Source organism: Streptomyces sp. NRRL S-118, assembly GCF_000716335.1.
GTDB lineage: Bacteria > Actinomycetota > Actinomycetes > Streptomycetales > Streptomycetaceae > Streptomyces.
Map to the genome: position 1 here is coordinate 418,093 of NZ_KL591008.1, position 1,191 is coordinate 419,283.

Consider the following 1,191-nt stretch of genomic DNA (forward strand, 5'->3'; position numbering starts at 1 on the left):
GGGTGTGGGGGAGGTGGGGTGGTCGGCTGCGCACCGGTCGGTGTTCGAGCATCGTGCGGTGGTGGTGGCGTCGGGGCGTGAGGAGTTGCTGGAGGGTTTGCGGGCGCCGGTCGTCACCGGGGCGGCGGCTGGTTCGGTGGGGCGGTCGGTGCTGGTGTTCCCGGGTCAGGGCACGCAGTGGGCCGGTATGGGTGCCGAACTGCTGGACTCGTCGCCGGTGTTCGCGGCTCGTATGGGTGAGTGTGCTGCCGCACTCGGTCCGTTCGTGGACTGGGATGTGATGGAGGTGGTCCGCTCGGGTGCTGGTCTTGAGCGGGTGGATGTGGTGCAGCCGGTGACGTGGGCGGTGATGGTGTCCCTGGCCGAAGTCTGGGCCAGCGCGGGTGTGAAGCCGGATGCGGTGGTGGGGCACTCGCAGGGTGAGATCGCCGCAGCCGTCGTCTCGGGTGCTTTGTCGCTTGAGGACGGGGCGCGGGTGGTGGCGTTGCGTTCGCAGGTGATCGGGAGGGTGTTGGCCGGTGCGGGTGGGATGGCGTCGGTGGCGTTGCCGGCCGGTGCGGTCGAGGAACGCCTGACCGGCTGGGCGGGGCGTTTGGGTGTGGCTGCGGTGAACGGGCCTGCGATCACGGTGGTGTCGGGTGAGGCCGGGGCGGTGGGCGAGTTCGTCGCGGCCTGCGAGCGCGATGGTGTGCGGGCGCGGCGTATCGCGGTCGATTACGCCTCCCACTCCTCTCAGGTCGAGGCGATCGAAACCGAGCTGGCAGGGCTGCTGGGTCCGGTGCGGGCGCGGGAGCCGAAGGTCCCGTTCTACTCCACCGTCGAGCCGGGCAAGCAGGTGCGCACGGATGGGGGGTACTGGTATCGCAACCTGCGCCGCCAGGTCCGTTTCGCCGACACCATCACCACCCTCCTCGCGGACGGGTTCGGGACGTTCATCGAGGCCAGTGCGCATCCGGTGCTGACCATGGGTATCCAGGAGCTCGCCGACCAGACGACCGCAGACACGCCCAGTAGCGCCGACACCGTCATCGTCGGGACCCTCCGTAAGGGGGAGGGAGGTCTGCACCGGTTGTGGACCTCCATGGCGGAGGCATTCGTCCAGGGCGTGGCGGTCGACTGGAAGGCCGCCTACACCGCGCACGGTCTCACCGCCCGCCGGATCGACCTGCCCACCTACCCCTTCCAACGCCG

Annotated in this window: 1 protein-coding gene; it reads left to right on the plus strand. The window is 70.0% G+C overall.

All coding sequences use genetic code 11. From position 1 onward, the window contains the following. Positions 1 to 40: 40 nt before the first annotated feature. Positions 41 to 1,191, plus strand: a 1,151-nt coding sequence (locus IH00_RS0117410; protein WP_234334873.1) for an acyltransferase domain-containing protein, incomplete at its 3' end; no start/stop codon positions are given.